Raw genomic sequence first — 14,593 nt, forward strand, 5'->3', positions numbered from 1 at the left:
CCCAGTGCAGGGAAGTCAGGCCAGCGACGCTCGGTTCAGACCTCGAGTGTGGCCAGGTCGCCTTTTTCTTCCAGCCACGCCTTGCGGTCACCGGCACGCTTCTTGGCCAGCAGCATGTCCATCAGTTTCGACGTGCCGTCGTCGTCGCCGATGGTCAGCTGCACCAGCCGGCGCGTATCCGGGTGGATGGTCGATTCGCGCAACTGCGGCGGGTTCATCTCGCCCAGGCCCTTGAAGCGGGTGGTGCTGACCGCGCCCTTCATCTTCTCGCGCTCGATCCGCTGCAGCATCGCATCCTTCTCGCCTTCGTCGAGGCAGTAGAACACCTGCTTGCCCACGTCGACGCGGAACAGCGGCGGCATCGCCACGAACACGTGGCCTTCGCTGACCAGCCTGGGGAAATGTCGCAGGAACAGCGCCGACAGCAAGGTGGCGATGTGCAGGCCGTCGGAGTCCGCATCGGCCAGGATCACCACCTTGCCGTAGCGCAGGCCGGACAGGTCGTCCTTGCCCGGATCGCAGCCGATCGCCACCGCCAGGTTGTGCACTTCCTCGGACGCCAGCACCGACGTCGATTCGACTTCCCAGGTGTTGAGGATCTTGCCGCGCAGCGGCAGGATCGCCTGGAACTCCTTGTCGCGCGCCTGCTTGGCGCTGCCGCCGGCCGAGTCGCCCTCGACCAGGAACAGTTCGGTACGGGTGAGGTCGGTGGCGGTGCAGTCGGCCAGCTTGCCGGGCAGCTGCGGGCCCTGGGTGATCTTCTTGCGCACGATCTGCTTGGCGGCTTTCAGTCGCGCACTGGCGCGCTCGATCGCCAGCTGGGCGATGCGCTCGCCGGTGCCCACGTTCTGGTTCAGCCACAGGCTGAAGGCGTCGTGGATGACGTTCTCGATCATGCCGGCGGCCTGGCGCGAGGACAGCCGCTCCTTGGTCTGGCCGGCGAACTGCGGGTCCTGCAGCCGTGCGGACAGCACGAACGCGATGCGCTCCCACACGTCTTCCGGCGCCAGCTTCACGCCGCGCGGCAGCAGGTTGCGGATGTCGCAGAACTCGCGGATCGCGGTGGTCAGGCCGGTGCGCAGGCCGTTGACGTGGGTGCCGCCCTGGGCGGTGGGAATCAGGTTGACGTAGCTTTCCTGCACCAGCTCGCCTTCGGGCAGCCAGGCCAGGGCGACCTCCATGCCTTCGGCATCGCGCGCCATCTGGTGCACGAACAAGTCGTTGGGCAGGGCTTCGTTGCCTTCGAGCTCGCCGCGCAGGTAGTCGCGCAGGCCGTCCTCGTAATGCCACTCGATGACCTCGCCGCTGGCTTCGTCGGTGAGCTTCATGTTGAGGCCGGCGCACAGCACGGCCTTGGCCCGCAACAGGTGCTTGAGCTTGCCCAGCGACACCTTGGGCGAGTCGAAGTATTTCGCCTCGGGCCAGAAGTGCAGGGTGGTGCCGGTGCGCTTCTTGCCGACCGTGCCGATCACTTCCAGCGGGCTGACCTTGTCGCCGTGCTCGAACGCCATCGCGTACTCGGAACCGTCGCGGCGGATGGTGACTTCCACCCGATCGGACAGCGCGTTGACCACCGACACGCCCACGCCGTGCAGGCCGCCGGAAAAGCTGTAGTTCTTGCCGCTGAACTTACCGCCCGCGTGCAGCCGGGTCATGATCAGCTCGACGCCCGACACGCCCTCCTCGGGATGGATGTCCACCGGCATGCCGCGGCCGTCGTCGCTCACCGATACCGAGCCATCGGCGTGCAGCACCACCTCGATCGCACTGGCGTGGCCGGCCAGTGCCTCGTCCACCGAGTTGTCCACCACCTCCTGCACCAGGTGGTTTGGCCGGGTCGTGTCGGTATACATGCCCGGTCGGCGTTTCACCGGGTCCAGGCCGGACAGGACTTCGATGTCGGCGGCGTTGTAGCGACTGCTCATGCGTGTGTTTCGATGGAGAAAAGACGGCAAAGCATGGGGTGCGCAGGTGGCGACGGTCAAGCCGCGCAGACTCGGCCCGGCGGCATGGAAGGCATCAGGACCGCCCCGCTGGCGGTGCCAGGCCGAACAATGTCCAGATCCGCGCATCGAGTTCGCGAGCCAGCCGTTCGGCGTCGTCGCCGGGCAGCCGCTCGTGAATCTGCCGCGCCAGCGCCGCCGCCTCGGCGGACTCACGGCGGGCCGGATCGGGCAGCGGAAACTGCTCCACGTACTGGGTGATGAAGCGTCGCCGGCCGGCGTAGAGCTTGTTGTTGAAGCGGTGATCGTAGAACGCCTCGATGAAGCTCGAGTTGGCCACGGCCAGCGCAAGCCACAGCAGATCCTCCTCGTGTTCGCGTTGGCACTGCAGCCAGTAGCACTCGCCGTTGACCACGCCGCCTTCCGTATCCATCCAGAACACGGGCTTTTCCGAGATGTCCGGAAAGACCAGTTTCGGGGCGCTCCATGCGGCCGGGTCCTGCGGAACCCACAGTTCGTACCAGCGACGCCCGGCTGCAATGAGGTAGCTGCGTGCCTCCAGCGTGTCGCGATGACGTTCCAGATAGGCGCGCGCGTTCGGGCAAAGACCAAGGTCGGCAGCTTCGCGCCGGCCGTTCACGACCACATGGGGATACAGGATTTCCCGGCGCCGCGATGGTGCCGGCGACATGTCGGCCTTGAAGCGGCGCGCGGCGTGGCGCGTGATCAGGGGGCGCAGCAGTTCCGGCCGCCCATCGGGCAGGCCATCCCAGTCATCGCGGATGAAGACCTTGTCGGCGGTGGATTTTACGCCCACGCGGATCTTGCCGATATGGCGGAACGTGGCCCAGGTGTGTGCGGCGACCGTGGCCAGCCAGTGCTCGCCAGCCACGCTGGCCAGGCGCCAGACACCCTCCGTCGTATCGCCATGATCGAGCACGCCATGCCGGACGCGGAAGCGGCGACCGTCGGCGAGGCCCGCCACCTCGTCATCGCCGGCCGCCAGCGCGGACAGCGCATCCGCGGCTTCGGCCGTGGCGGGCTCGCGCGTTTCGTAAAGCGAGGAAAAGCCGATCGCAGCATCGGCAGTACCGTCCGGCTTCGCGCCGCGCGCCAGCAGGACGGCCGGCAAGACCGCGGCGCCGAACGGCTTGCTGTCGCCCATGTCCCATACCTGCGTCACCCGGAAACGCGACAGCAGTTCGCGCCGCACCGCCTGGCCAGAGCGGGTGCTCATGAAGCGGTTGGAGGTGATCACGCCCGCCACGCCGTCCTCGCCGAGTACACGCGAGATGCCCAGCAGAAAGGGGTAATACAGATCCACCCGGCCGGTCAGGCCGAACTGTCGCGCCAGTTCTTGCGCCTGCTGCGCGCCCATGATCTGCGTGCGCACGTAGGGCGGGTTGGCGATGACCAGGTCGAAACGCCGTGTCGGCGTGCCGTTCGGCGGGCGACTGACCACGTCGAGAAAGTCGGCTTGCTCAAGCAGGATATCCACGTCGGGGTGATCGCGACGAAGGCGCTCGTTAGCCTGCGCCAGCGCTGGCTGGTCGATGTCGTAGCCGCGCACCTGCAGGCGTTTGCGCAGCGTGGCCGGCAGTGCCGTGATCAAGGCATCGAGCAGGGCGCCATCGCCGGCTGCCGGATCAAGCACGCGGATGCTTCCGCGCCGGGGCAGGGTGGCGACGCGCAGCATCTGTTGCGCGACGAAGTCGGCGAGGGCGGCCGGCGTATAGGTGGCACCCGCGGATTTTCGAATCTCCACGCCGGCGTAGCGCGGGCGTCGCATGAGCCGTTCGTCGGTATCGTCCATGTTGCGCGTGTCCATCGGCGGGATACCCGTGTGTCGTGATGCGTCGTGGCGCGGAGCCTGCCTGCGACGCCCTGGTCCGCCGTGCGCAGCATCACACAAGGATGACGCATGTCACGCCGACGAGGCATGGATGCACGTTATCCTCTGGCCTCGATGAGATTTTGTCGACCGGGGATCAGGGACGATGACGGGACTGCAAGGTGCATGGATCGAGCTGGAACGCTGGGCTGCGCGCGGAGTTTCCGCGGTAAGGGGTGATGCCGCCCTGATCGCGGCGCGCAGCTTCTGCCTCAGGGAGGCATTGACACAATCGGCCCAGCAGGCTGCCGAACAGATCGAGCACGACTTCCATGACTTGGACGTCGCCGCGATCGCCCGGGAGATCGCCCGCTTGCTGGCCGAATGCCTGGTGATCATGGTCGCAACCACTGGCATCGGCGCGCTGCTTGGTGGCGTCGCGGGATTCTTCGGCGGTTTCGGGGCGGGCGCCGCACCGGGTGCGGTGGCGGGCGCAGCGCTGGGAGCGGAAGCCGGCGAATGGATACTCGCCGCGCTGGGTCTGAAGGCGTTGGCCGAATTCGTCGTCGAAGGCCTGCCAGCTATCGGACGTACCTATTGGAGCGGGATTCGCGAGGCGTGGCTTGCCGCCGCTCCGCCATCGTTGCCTCAGGGGCAACCGCACATCAATGCCTTCGCCATCCGGCACGCGGCCAGCCTGCTTGCCCGTGGTCACGTGGCCATGTTCGTCCTCTTGCTGATGGCGATTGTCGCCTACGTCAGCAAGGGTCGCGGCAGCATGCGGGAACTCGCCGAAAAGGCCAGCCATGGTCGTCTGGGGCGCAAGTTCGGCGAATGGTTGTTGCGAAATGAGTCGAAGCTCAGGGCAGACCCGCGGTTGCGGCCTGCCCGTCAGGAGTCGACGGCAGGAGGGCCTGGGAGAGAGCAATCGCCCGATGATTTCGCGCGCGTTCGGCGAAACGCTCCACCAAGGAATACAAGAGAGACGCCAAAGCCGGAAACAAGGACGGAGAAAAGCGTATGGGAGATGCCTCCCCGGGACCGCGGAATCGCGATTGAATCCCGATTGGCGAAATCCGAATACAGTCCTGCCAATGGCTGGTATCGCGTGGGCGCTGAGCGGGGAGGCTATTTTCCGCTGGTGGACTTTCAGCAAGGAGATACGCTGGTCAGCCTGAAAACGGTGGACACCACAGGCGCCTCATGGCTGGGACGGCTGGAAAGCCACATCGATGATCTTGCCACCAATGGTGCCACGGTTGACGGCCAACCGGCGAACATGGTGCTCGATCTGCGGGTTCAGCCCGGCGGTGCGCAAGCGGCATCGGGACTTATCGATTACGGTCAGCGCCAAGGCGTCACCGTCATAGTCAAGGAATTCCATTGATGAACAAAAATGCTGAGCAAATCGAGCTGATCTTTGCGATGGATTCGCTCGCTGCCGACGATGCAGCCAACCGACTCATCGGTGCCCTGCATCTGCGAGACAAGTCGGTCACGCTCTACGAAGAGCCGATGCCGGCCCAGGCTGCCATCGGCAGGATTGCGATGGATGGAAAGCCGTCCTTCAAGATCGGGGCGGGCGCTCTATCGATTCACTTTTCGACCATGCGTGCGTTTCAACTGCAGTCAGTGACGGTCAGCATGGGTGAACCTTGCCCGCTTGCCGCCTGGCAAGAAGTCGTGGGCGCCTTGCTTGGTTGCGAAGGGTTTGTTCAGGCGTGTCTCGTAAACAGTGACTATTCGTTCTGGCAGAACGCGGCAGATCCGCTGCAGTATCAGGCCGCAGGCAGGAGCATGGCGGGCTTGCCGATGATTTCGAACGGATTGCCGGCGCCGCTGCAAAAGCTGGTCGTCGATACGTCCGGCAACCCTGGACGAAGAAGCCTCAAACCCGGTTACGTCGAAATGGTCGGTCATGTCATGTGGTTTGGTCCCCGTTTCTGGGCACTCAGGGGTACGTTTCGACGGGACAACTTGCTCGCATGCTCCGATTTTCGAACCAGCGAGATGCGTCATGGCGTACTGCGTATGGTTGCCGCGGAAATGCCTTTCAATGACGAAAGCAGCGGGCCAACCCAGGATCGTTTGCGAAAATTGTTGTTCGAGTGATGCCGGATGCCGACCTGGCGTTGCGGGAGGCGAGCATTCGATGGAATGCGTGATCGCTTCGCACAAGGGTGTGGATCGTCTTCTTTTCGGAATGTCCGCCTCGCAAGTCAGGGCGCTGCTGCATGCCAGGTTCAACGCATTCAAGCGCAGCCCGGATGCCGCGCATCCCACTGACCACTTCGTCGAAGCGGGGTTGTTCGCCAATTACGACAGGGCCGGACAACTCGAGGCGATCGAGCTTGCCTCGCCGGCAGCGGCTGGACTCTACGGCATCAACTTGTTGGGCATGGGTTTCGACGAGGCCGTGAAATACCTGAAGTCCAGGGACCCTCAGCTGCAGCGTGAGGTCGACGGCGCGATCTCCCTGGCGCTGGGGCTAAGCCTTTACGTTCCGTATGCGAAAGACGACCCGAAAGCCCCGGCGGAAAGCGTGCTCGTGTTTGCGCCCGGCTATTACGACTGAGTCGTCCCGCGGTCCTCACGACCTCATCGATACCCCTGCGCCTGCAGCGAGAACAGATGCGCGTAATGGCCGTCCTCGGCCATCAGCTGCACGTGGTTGCCGCGCTCGATGATGCGGCCGTCCTGGATCACGATGATCTGGTCGGCCATGCGCACGGTGGAGAAGCGGTGCGAGATCAGGATCGCGATGCGGCCGCCGGACAGTTCGCGGAAGTGTTCGAAGATGGTGGCTTCCGCTTGCGCGTCCATCGCGGCGGTGGGTTCGTCCAGCACCAGGATGTCGGCGCGCGAGCGCATGAAGGCGCGGGCCAGGGCGATCTTCTGCCACTGGCCGCCGGAGAGTTCCCGCCCGTCGTTGAACCACTTGCCGAGCTGCGTATCGAAACCGGCCGGCAGGCTGTCGATGAAATCGCTGGCCATGCCCTTGTCGCTGGCCTCGCGCCAGCGCACCTCGTCGTCGAAGTGGGTGACGTCGCCGGCGCCCACGTTCTCGCCCACGCGCATCTGGTAGCGCGCGAAGTCCTGGAAGATCACCCCGATGCGCTGCAGCAGCACGCCCTCGTCCCACTCGCGCAGGTCGGTGCCGTCGAGCAGGATGCGGCCGCGGTCGGGCGTGTACAGGCGCGTGAGCAGCTTGATCAGGGTGGTCTTGCCCGAGCCGTTCTGGCCGACCAGAGCCAGCGATTCGCCGGGGCGGATGTGCAGGTCGATGTCGCGCAGCGCCGACTCGCTGGCGCCGGGGTAGGTGAAGCTGACCTGCTCGAAGCGGATGCCGTCCTCGGGCTTCGCCCCGTGCTGCGCCATGCCGGTCGCCGGCGGCACCGGGGTTTCCAGGTACTCGTACAGCGTGGAGAGGTAGAGGTTGTCCTCGTACATGCCGCCGATCGCCGACAGCATCGCCGATACAGCCGACTGGCCCTGGCGGAACAGCGCCAGGTACATCGTCATCTGGCCCAGGGTGATGCGTGCCATCACGGTGCTGGCGGCGATCCACGCATAGGCGCCGTACAGCGCCAGCGTGCCCAGCAGGCCCAGCACGAAACCCCAGCTGTCGCGGCGCACGGCGAGGTCGCGATCGGCGCGGTACAGGGTGTGGAAGATGTCGCGATAGCGTTGCAGCAGCAGCGGGCCCAGGCCGAACAGCTTCACTTCCTTGGCGTGGTCCTCGCGCGCCAGCACGGTTTCCAGATACAGCTGCATGCGCGTTTCGGGCGAGCGCCAGCGGAACAGCCGGAACGCGTCGCCGGAGAACTTGGTCTCGGCGAAAAACGAGGGCAGGCCGGCCAGCAGCAGCACCGCCACCGCCCACGGCGAGAACTGGAACAGCAGGCTGCCGTAGCTGAGCAGCGAGATCGCGTTCTGGCCCAGCCCGAACGTGCGCGTCACCAGCGACAGCGGTCGGCTCGATGCCTCGCGCCGGGCGCGGGTGAGCTTGTCGTAGAACTCCGAGTCCTCGAAGTGCGCCAACTCCAGGGTCAGCGCCTTCTCCAGGATCATCACGTTGACGCGCTGGCCCAGCTGCGCCCGCAGCAGCGACTGGCACAGCGACAAACCGCGCTGCGCGCCGGCCAGCGCCGCCACCAGCAGGCCTTCCAGCGCCACCCATTCGAAGACCGGGCGCAGCGGCGCGTGGCCGTCTGCGGTCCAGAGGCGACTGGCGGTCACCACCGCATCGACGATGTGCGCACCGACCCAGGCGATGCCGGCCGGCAGCAGGCCGGCGATCAGGGTGAGCGCGGCCAGCGCGACGGTCAGCGCGTGGCTGGTGCTCCACACCAGCTCCAGCGCGCGACCGCTGTAGCGGAACACGCCCAGGAAGCTGCGGGCGAGTTCCTTCGGTGGAGCAGGAGGGGCGGCATGAGGCGGCACGTGGGGAGGATATCGGAAGCGCGCGATGACGCGCGAAGCTTCCGAGATGGGGGCCGTGCCGCCTCATGCAACCCGAGGCGGGAAGACATCGGCAATGCAGCGCCAGATCGCTTCAGTGCAGCTGGACTTCCACCAGATGTTGCGGAGCCTGGTAGAGCTCGGGAAACAGCTGCCGCAGGTGGGCGACCTTGGGCGCATCGTTGAACACGATGTACGGGTTGTTCGGATGCAGGTCGTAATAGTGCTGGTGGTAAGCCTCGGCCGGATAGAAGGCCTTGAGCGGCACCACCCGGGTGACGATCGGTGCGCCGAACGCGTTGATGGAGGTCAGCTGGGCGATGTAGCCGGTGGCGATCTTCCGCTGCTCGTCGTTGGCGTAGAACACCACCGAGCGATACTGCGTGCCGCTGTCGGGGCCTTGCCGATTGAGCTCGGTGGGGTTGAGCGCGACGGAGAAGAACACCTGCAGCAACTGGCCGTAGCTGACCCGGGATGGATCGAATTCCACCTTCACCGACTCGGCGTGGCCGGTGTCGCCGTTGCCGACCTCTTCGTAGTGCGCGGTATTGGCGTCGCCACCGGAATAGCCGGCGGTGACCCGCTGCACGCCCTTGATGCGTTCGAACACCGCCTCGATGCCCCAGAAGCAGCCGCCGGCGAACACGGCGACTTCGTTGTGCGCGGTCGAATGGGCGGCATCGACGGCGGGAGCGGGCAGGCGTGCCAGCTCGCCGGCAACCGCCGTGGGCTGGCAGGCGGCGAGGCCGGTAAGCAGGATGGCGCCGAGAAGCGGGAACAGGCGAAACGCACGATGGCGGAACATGGGCAACCTCGCGGAGGAAAGGCATGCACAGGCACGGCATGCATGGAGGGGTACGCACAACGGACGGCAACGGATGCCTGCCGTTTCTGCGCGCTCACCTGATGATTCGCCAACCGCTCACCCGCGGTTACATGCAGGCAGGCGACGCGCTGGCTACCATGGGCGTCGACCTGACCGGAGCGCGGCGTGCCTGAAGCCATCGACCTGAACGCCTATCTGCACCGCGTGGGCTGGACCGGCCCGATTGCCGTCGACCTGGCCACGCTGGGCGGGCTGGCCATCGCGCACGTGGCCTCGATCCCGTTCGCCAACCTCGACCCGCTGATGGGCCGCCCGGTGGAGCTGGGCCTGGCGGCACTGCAGCGCAAGCTGGTGGACGAAGGCCGCGGCGGCTACTGCTTCGAGCAGAACCTGCTGTTCGAGGCCGTGCTGCGCGAGATCGGCTTCGAGGTCAGCGGCCTGATCGCCCGCGTGCTGTGGGGGCATCCGGAAGACCTGGAAACCCCGCAGACCCACATGCTGCTGCACGTCGTGCTGGCTGGCGAGAGCTGGCTGGTCGACGTGGGCTTCGGTGGCCACGTGCTCACCGGCGCGCTGCGCCTGCTTCCTGATGTCGAGCAGGCCACCGGCCACGAGCCGTTCCGCCTGCTGCAGCACGACGCCGAGTGGCGCATGCAGTCGCTGTCCCATGGCGAGTGGCGAACGTTGTACCGCTTCGATCTGCACCCGGTGCCGATGGTCGATTACGTGGTGGCCAACCACTACGTGTCAACGCATTCCGCTTCGCGCTTCGTGGGCAACCTGTTGCTGGGGCGCACCACGGCGGAGCGGCGGCTGGGCCTGCTCAATTACGACTACACCGAGCGTCGCAACGGCCAAGAGCCGGTGCGCCGCCGCCTGCATGACCTGGCCGAGTTGCGTGCGGTGATGGAAGGCGAATTCCTGCTGCGGCTTCCCGTCGACGCGGACTTCGACCGCCGGCTGGAAGGACTGCCGCGAGCCTGATTCAGCCAAGCTGATTCAGCCGGGGCGACGGGCCTGCGGACGGCCGTCATCGAAGCCTTCCGGATCTGCCAGCACGTGGATCTCCACGTCGTCGATGGTGGCCACCTGGCCTGCGTGGATCTTGCAGGTCTTGCGCAGCTCGACCTTGCCGTCCACCGATACCGCGCCGGTGGCCACCATCGCCTTGCCGGCGCCGCCGCTGTCGCACAGGCCGACCAGCTTCAACAGCATGTTGAGCTCGACGTAGTCGCCTTCCAGTTCGAATTCGATGGTTTGCATGGGTTTGCCGTGGATGGATGGTCCGCGCTCAGGCGGGAGGGTGGGCGGGCTCGAACGCGCTGTCGGGCAGCGCCAGGAACGCGAACCAGGGACGATCGTGTTCTTCGCCGAAGGTGGCGGCATCGTCGAGCATGCCCAGCAGGATGTCGTAGTCGGCGCCGGCCGCTTCGCGCAATTCGTCGACGTGCTCGAACAGCAGCACGTAGCCCCACGACGGCATCCAGCCCAGGTCGCGCAGGCAATCGGCCAGTGCGTCCCAGTTGTAGCCGAAGCTGGCGGGCAGCTGCAGCGACACGACCAGGCGGCGCAGCAGTTCGTCCTTGTCGCGACAGCCGGCCAGGTCGGTGCGGCACACGCACAGGTCGTCGCGGGTGGCGGCGCGATCGAGCCGGTCGATGTCGTCGGCGCCGACGAAGTACACCCCGCTCTGGCTGGGCCGGGTCAGGTCCAGGTCGAAACGCTGCGCACTCATCGCGCCACCTCGAAGCGGCGGAAGCTGCGGTAGTGGTCGTCGGTGTAGTACCACTCCGCCGGCGGCGTGCCGCCGGTGACGATGCGGCGCGCACCGCGGGTGCGTGCGCCCGGTGTCTCCACCGTGTATTCGTGGTAGTAGCCGCGCGGCTGTTTCGGCAGCAGGCCTTCGTAGTTGCCGAACACGGCGCCGTCCTGGCTGTGCTCGAACGGGCCGCCCCGGTTGATCCGCTGCACCATCTCGCGCGCCTGCATCGGCAGCGAGGCGTCGCCCGAGGTGTCGCCCGCCTCGGCGCCCTGCGGCGCGCGCGTGGCAAGTTCGCCGCCCGCATGGGTCGGGGTCGGCGCGATCGTGCGTGGCGTGTCGGCGTGGCGGTTCCACATCGCCACCGCAAGGATGACGATCGCCAGCAGGATCAGTGGTTTGAGTTGGCGCATGGGCTCGACGAGCGGCAGAAGGCGCCGCGAGCTTAGCAGGGGCAGGGACGCCGCCGGACGCGTCGGCTTCCTTCATCGCAGGAAATTACGCACACTCGGGCTTCCCTGGACGCAGCCCTGCGCTGTCCGCCCGAATCCTGGAGTCTGGATGAGCACTACCCCCGACCACGCCACGGGCCGTCTGCCGCGGCAGATTGGCTACATCATCGGCAACGAAGGCTGCGAGCGCTTCTCGTTCTACGGGATGCGCAACATCCTCACGCCGTTCCTGATCACCACCTTGCTGCTGTACATGCCCGAGGGGCAGCGCATCCTGGCGGCGAAGGACATCTTCCACACCTTCGTGATCGGCGTGTACTTCTTCCCGTTGCTGGGCGGCTGGCTCAGCGACCGCTTTTTCGGCAAGTACAACACCGTGCTGTGGATGAGCCTGATCTACTGCGCCGGCCACGCCTGCCTGGCGATCTTCGAGCACAACCGGCTGGGCTTCTTCACCGGACTGGCGCTGATCGCGCTGGGCGCGGGCGGCATCAAGCCGCTGGTGGCGTCGTTCGTTGGCGACCAGTTCGACCAGTCGAACAAGCACCTGGCGAAGATGGTGTTCGACGCGTTCTACTGGATCATCAACTTCGGCTCGTTCTTCGCCTCGCTGCTGATGCCGCTGTTCCTGCGCCACTACGGCGCGGCGGTGGCGTTCGGCATTCCCGGTGGCCTGATGTTCATCGCCACCGTGGTGTTCTGGCTGGGCCGCCGGCAATACGTGATGGTGCCGCCGGGGCCGCCCGACCGGGATGCGTTCTCGCGGGTGGTCCGCACCGCCTTGCTGACGCAGCGGCCCGGCCAGGCGCGGCCCGGTTTGTGGGTCGCGGCGGCGGCCGTGGCGCTGGCGCTGGCTTCGTTCGTGCTGGTGCCGTCGCTGGGCTTCGTGATCTGCGCCTGCATCGCGCTGGTGCTGCTGATCGGCGGCGTGGGCGGCGGCGCGTGGCTGCAGATGGATCGCGCACGCGGCCTGCATCCGGATCACGCCGTCGATGGCGCGCGCAACGTGCTGCGGGTGCTGGTGATCTTCGCGCTGACCACGCCGTTCTTCTCGCTGTTCGACCAGAAAGCCTCGACCTGGGTGGTGCAGGGTGGCGAGATGACCATGCCTTCATGGTTCGTACCCGCGCAGATGCAGGCGCTGAATCCGCTGCTGGTGATGCTGCTGATCCCGTTCAACAACTTCGTGCTGTATCCGATGTTGCGCCGGCTCGGCTACGAGCCCACCGCGCTGCGCCGGATGACCACGGGCATCGCCTTCAGCGGGCTGGCGTGGATCGCGGTGGGCGGACTGCAGGTGGTGATCGATGGCGGCGATCCGCTGTCCATCGTGTGGCAGGTGCTGCCGTATGCGCTGCTGACCTTCGGCGAGGTACTGGTGTCGGCGACCGGGCTGGAGTTTGCCTACAGCCAGGCGCCGGCCTCGATGAAGGGTGTGGTGATGAGCTTCTGGAACCTCACCACCACGGTCGGCAACCTGTGGGTGCTGCTGGCCAACGCGGCGGTGCGCAACGACACGGTAACCGGGTCGATCGCCAGCAGCGGGCTCAGCATCACCGCCTTCCAGATGTTCTTCTTCGCCGCGTTCGCGCTGCTCGCCGCGCTGGCGTTCGGCCTGTATGCGCGGCGTTATCGCGAGGTGGATTACTACCGGCCGGCCTGACCTGCGGATTGCGCCGTGGCATCGACGCGCTTTTGCAGCGCCATCGCGGCGGCCGGGTTGCGGTGCTTGGCGGCGCTGATGAAGAACACGAACACGTCGCGCGGCGAGGCCTTTTTCTGCAGCGCCCCGACGTGCGGCAGTTCGGCGATGTCGTGGCCGACGGCCCAGTCGCGCGCATGCCCGGCCCAGCGATCCAGCTCGGCAGGCGCGTAGCCGGCAGGGTGGTCGTCTTCGCTGCGCATCAGCCGGGCGTAGCTGAAATCACCGGTGAGGTCGGCCAGCGACGGGTACTTCGGCGAATCGGTGAACACGGTGGGGATGCGGTGGCTGCGCGCCAGTTCCACGTACGCGGCGTCGAGGAAGCTGGGGTGGCGCACTTCCAGCACGTGGCGCAGCGGCCGGCCGTCGAGTTCGCGGGGCAGGGTGTCGAGGAAGGCGGCCAGGTCGTCGGCGTCGAACGGCCGCGACGGCGACAACTGCCACAGGATCGGCCCCAGCCGGTCGCCCATCTCGGCTAGGCCGCCGTGGATGAAGCCGTTGGCGCCCCTGGTCGCGTCGGCCAGGCGCCGGCTTTCCACCACGTAGCGCGGCGCCTTCAGCGAGAACACGAAACCTTCCGGCGTTTCCTTCGCCCACTTCCCGTAGGTGGCGGGCTTCTGCGCGCCGTAGAAGGTGCCGTTGATCTCGATCGCGCGCAGCTGGCGGCTGGCGTATTCCAGCTCGCGCCGCTGCACCAGCTTCGGCGGATAGAAGTTGTCGCGCCACGGCGCGTAGGTCCAGCCGCCGATGCCCACGCGGACGGTCGGGCCGTGATGAGTCCTGGTGGCAAACAGGTCGTTCATGGTGATGTCTCCGGCGGCGGTTGGCGCAGGGTTTCGGCGACCACGATGCACACCACCAGCCACGCCGCGCCCGCGGCATAACCGGCCATCACGTCGCTGAAGTAATGCACCTGCAACAGGATGCGGCTGATCCCGATCATCCCGATCAGCAGCACGGCGGCGGCGATGATGGCGCGGTGGAAACGCGGCGTCAGCCGCAACAGCACATAGGCCAGCATGCCGTAGAACACCATCGCGCCGAACGCGTGGCCGCTGGGGAAGCTCCAGCCCGGCTCGATGATGAAGCCGTGGTCATGCAGCGGCCGCACCCGCTGGAACAGCGCCTTGAGCCCGCCGTTGATCGGCAGGATGCCGAACAGCGCGATGATCCACGCGCCAGCCAGTCGCCGATGTCTGCGCCACAGCAAGAACACGGCGATCACGGCGGACAGCGGCGCCACCCACAGCAGGTCGCCCAGGTGGGTGAGCATGGCGATCGCGCGCAGTACCGGCGTCGGCAACTGCGCGCGCAGTTGTTCGGCCAGCCCGGTGTCGAAACCCGGCAGCCTGCCGCCTTGCTGCGCGTTGACCGCGAAGGCAATGGCGGTGAAGGCCAGGGCCAGCACCAGCGCCAGCAGCAGGCCGACGTGCCGGCGCAGCACCACCGCCGGCTCGCCCCGATGGCGTGCGCGGTGCTGCCAGCGCGCGTTGTGCTGCCAGGCCAGGTCGCCGGCCAGCAGGGCCAGCAGCAACAGCAGCGCCCACAGCAGCAGCGCGTGCGCCGCGATCCATTCCGGCATGGCGTCCATCGTATGTGCGTTTCCGTGTCCGCTTTCG

The 14,593-nt window shown here is 66.7% G+C and carries 14 protein-coding genes; 5 read left to right on the top strand and 9 right to left on the bottom strand.

Annotation, left to right across the window (positions count from 1 at the left end; translation table 11 throughout):
* Positions 1-35 precede the first annotated feature (35 nt).
* Both parE and UU7_RS02580 read right to left on the bottom strand, forming a co-directional pair.
* Positions 36-1,925 carry a DNA topoisomerase IV subunit B gene (parE, locus tag UU7_RS02575; protein ID WP_007805088.1) on the bottom strand — a complete coding sequence of 630 codons (1,890 nt, stop codon included), beginning with the start codon at positions 1,923-1,925 and terminating at the stop codon, positions 36-38.
* Positions 1,926-2,019: 94 nt separating this feature from the next.
* A complete protein-coding gene (locus UU7_RS02580; protein WP_007805090.1) occupies positions 2,020-3,771 on the bottom strand; it encodes an HsdM family class I SAM-dependent methyltransferase in 1,752 nt (583 codons plus the stop codon).
* Between the two features lie 169 nt (positions 3,772-3,940).
* Between UU7_RS02580 and UU7_RS17315 the strand changes: the two genes are divergently transcribed.
* The 3 genes from UU7_RS17315 to UU7_RS02595 are packed head-to-tail and all read left to right on the top strand — an operon-like array spanning position 3,941 to position 6,349.
* The gene (locus UU7_RS17315) at positions 3,941-5,161 is read left to right on the top strand and encodes a DUF6861 domain-containing protein (RefSeq protein WP_007805092.1); all 1,221 of its coding nucleotides are present in this window, start codon (positions 3,941-3,943) and stop codon (positions 5,159-5,161) included.
* On the top strand, positions 5,161-5,886 hold the full coding sequence (locus UU7_RS17320; protein ID WP_007805095.1) for a hypothetical protein: 726 nt from the start codon (positions 5,161-5,163) through the stop codon (positions 5,884-5,886). Before UU7_RS17315 ends, UU7_RS17320 begins: the two co-directional genes overlap by 1 nt.
* Positions 5,887-5,926: 40 nt before the next feature.
* Entirely contained in the window at positions 5,927-6,349 is a 423-nt protein-coding gene (locus UU7_RS02595) for a hypothetical protein (protein WP_007805096.1), read from the top strand.
* A gap of 23 nt (positions 6,350-6,372) precedes the next feature.
* On the opposite strand, the gene UU7_RS02600 is transcribed toward UU7_RS02595, so the two are convergent.
* Positions 6,373-8,217, bottom strand: a complete 1,845-nt coding sequence (locus UU7_RS02600) for an ABC transporter ATP-binding protein (RefSeq protein WP_193385044.1) — start codon at positions 8,215-8,217, stop codon at positions 6,373-6,375.
* 112 nt (positions 8,218-8,329) lie between these two features.
* The gene (msrA, locus tag UU7_RS02605) at positions 8,330-9,040 is read right to left on the bottom strand and encodes a peptide-methionine (S)-S-oxide reductase MsrA (RefSeq protein ID WP_007805100.1); all 711 of its coding nucleotides are present in this window, start codon (positions 9,038-9,040) and stop codon (positions 8,330-8,332) included.
* Positions 9,041-9,226: 186 nt separating this feature from the next.
* Here msrA and UU7_RS02610 point away from each other — a divergent pair, with 186 nt between their 5' ends.
* Positions 9,227-10,045 carry an arylamine N-acetyltransferase family protein gene (locus UU7_RS02610; protein WP_007805103.1) on the top strand — a complete coding sequence of 273 codons (819 nt, stop codon included), beginning with the start codon at positions 9,227-9,229 and terminating at the stop codon, positions 10,043-10,045.
* A gap of 15 nt (positions 10,046-10,060) precedes the next feature.
* Here UU7_RS02610 and UU7_RS02615 read toward each other — a convergent pair whose 3' ends face one another.
* The 3 genes from UU7_RS02615 to UU7_RS02625 are packed head-to-tail and all read right to left on the bottom strand — an operon-like array spanning position 10,061 to position 11,233.
* A complete protein-coding gene (locus UU7_RS02615; protein WP_007805105.1) occupies positions 10,061-10,324 on the bottom strand; it encodes an RNA-binding S4 domain-containing protein in 264 nt (87 codons plus the stop codon).
* A gap of 28 nt (positions 10,325-10,352) precedes the next feature.
* Positions 10,353-10,796 (bottom strand): barstar family protein, encoded by a 444-nt coding sequence (locus UU7_RS02620; RefSeq protein WP_007805107.1) that lies wholly within the window; start codon positions 10,794-10,796, stop codon positions 10,353-10,355.
* Positions 10,793-11,233 (bottom strand): guanyl-specific ribonuclease, encoded by a 441-nt coding sequence (locus UU7_RS02625; RefSeq protein ID WP_007805110.1) that lies wholly within the window; start codon positions 11,231-11,233, stop codon positions 10,793-10,795. Before UU7_RS02625 ends, UU7_RS02620 begins: the two co-directional genes overlap by 4 nt.
* 148 nt (positions 11,234-11,381) lie before the next feature.
* On the opposite strand from UU7_RS02625, the gene UU7_RS02630 reads away from it, so the two are divergent.
* Positions 11,382-12,935, top strand: a complete 1,554-nt coding sequence (locus UU7_RS02630) for a POT-type proton-dependent oligopeptide transporter (protein ID WP_007805112.1) — start codon at positions 11,382-11,384, stop codon at positions 12,933-12,935.
* On the opposite strand, the gene UU7_RS02635 is transcribed toward UU7_RS02630, so the two are convergent.
* Positions 12,920-13,777, bottom strand: a complete 858-nt coding sequence (locus UU7_RS02635) for a DUF72 domain-containing protein (protein ID WP_007805114.1) — start codon at positions 13,775-13,777, stop codon at positions 12,920-12,922. The genes UU7_RS02630 and UU7_RS02635 overlap by 16 nt on opposite strands.
* The gene (locus UU7_RS02640) at positions 13,774-14,565 is read right to left on the bottom strand and encodes a phosphatase PAP2 family protein (protein WP_007805116.1); all 792 of its coding nucleotides are present in this window, start codon (positions 14,563-14,565) and stop codon (positions 13,774-13,776) included. Before UU7_RS02640 ends, UU7_RS02635 begins: the two co-directional genes overlap by 4 nt.
* Positions 14,566-14,593 lie beyond the last annotated feature (28 nt).

The organism is Rhodanobacter spathiphylli B39, from assembly GCF_000264295.1.
Taxonomy (GTDB): Bacteria; Pseudomonadota; Gammaproteobacteria; order Xanthomonadales; family Rhodanobacteraceae; genus Rhodanobacter; species Rhodanobacter spathiphylli.

Coding starts and splice junctions, on each gene's coding strand:
- UU7_RS02620 (WP_007805107.1), bottom strand. CDS start 10,796: ATGAGTGCGCAGCGTTTCGACCTGGACCTGACCCGGCCCAGCCAGAGC.
- UU7_RS02595 (WP_007805096.1), top strand. CDS start 5,927: ATGGAATGCGTGATCGCTTCGCACAAGGGTGTGGATCGTCTTCTTTTC.
- UU7_RS17320 (WP_007805095.1), top strand. CDS start 5,161: ATGAACAAAAATGCTGAGCAAATCGAGCTGATCTTTGCGATGGATTCG.
- parE (WP_007805088.1), bottom strand. CDS start 1,925: ATGAGCAGTCGCTACAACGCCGCCGACATCGAAGTCCTGTCCGGCCTG.
- UU7_RS02630 (WP_007805112.1), top strand. CDS start 11,382: ATGAGCACTACCCCCGACCACGCCACGGGCCGTCTGCCGCGGCAGATT.
- UU7_RS02580 (WP_007805090.1), bottom strand. CDS start 3,771: ATGGACACGCGCAACATGGACGATACCGACGAACGGCTCATGCGACGC.
- msrA (WP_007805100.1), bottom strand. CDS start 9,040: ATGTTCCGCCATCGTGCGTTTCGCCTGTTCCCGCTTCTCGGCGCCATC.
- UU7_RS02625 (WP_007805110.1), bottom strand. CDS start 11,233: ATGCGCCAACTCAAACCACTGATCCTGCTGGCGATCGTCATCCTTGCG.
- UU7_RS17315 (WP_007805092.1), top strand. CDS start 3,941: ATGACGGGACTGCAAGGTGCATGGATCGAGCTGGAACGCTGGGCTGCG.
- UU7_RS02615 (WP_007805105.1), bottom strand. CDS start 10,324: ATGCAAACCATCGAATTCGAACTGGAAGGCGACTACGTCGAGCTCAAC.
- UU7_RS02635 (WP_007805114.1), bottom strand. CDS start 13,777: ATGAACGACCTGTTTGCCACCAGGACTCATCACGGCCCGACCGTCCGC.
- UU7_RS02640 (WP_007805116.1), bottom strand. CDS start 14,565: ATGGACGCCATGCCGGAATGGATCGCGGCGCACGCGCTGCTGCTGTGG.